Source organism: Duganella vulcania, from assembly GCF_009857655.1.
GTDB lineage: Bacteria > Pseudomonadota > Gammaproteobacteria > Burkholderiales > Burkholderiaceae_D > Rugamonas > Rugamonas vulcania.
Map to the genome: position 1 here is coordinate 1 of NZ_WWCX01000320.1, position 300 is coordinate 300.

Below are 300 nucleotides of genomic sequence, written 5' to 3' on the forward strand. Positions count from 1 at the left end.
TAGCCTGACGATAACCTACTTTCACACTGGTTGCAGCACTATCATCGGCGCAGAGTTGTTTCACGGTCCTGTTCGGGATGGGAAGGGGTGGGACCAACTTGCTATGGTCATCAGGCATTGACTTGTAAGGGCTGCGCGCATTCGCGTCGCCCAGAATCTGGAATTAGTAAGTAATTTAGGTAATGAAGTTGTATCAACGAACGTTACAACGTACTTCTCATTCACCACAACCTGCTAAGGTTATAGGGACAAGCCGTACGGGCAATTAGTATCAGTTAGCTTAATGCATTACTGCACTTC

Annotated in this window: 1 rRNA gene; it reads right to left on the reverse strand. The window is 47.0% G+C overall.

What is annotated here, in order from left to right:
* Positions 1–2: 2 nt before the first annotated feature.
* A 5S ribosomal RNA gene (gene rrf / locus GTP90_RS36200) occupies positions 3–115 on the reverse strand.
* Positions 116–300: the final 185 nt, after the last annotated feature.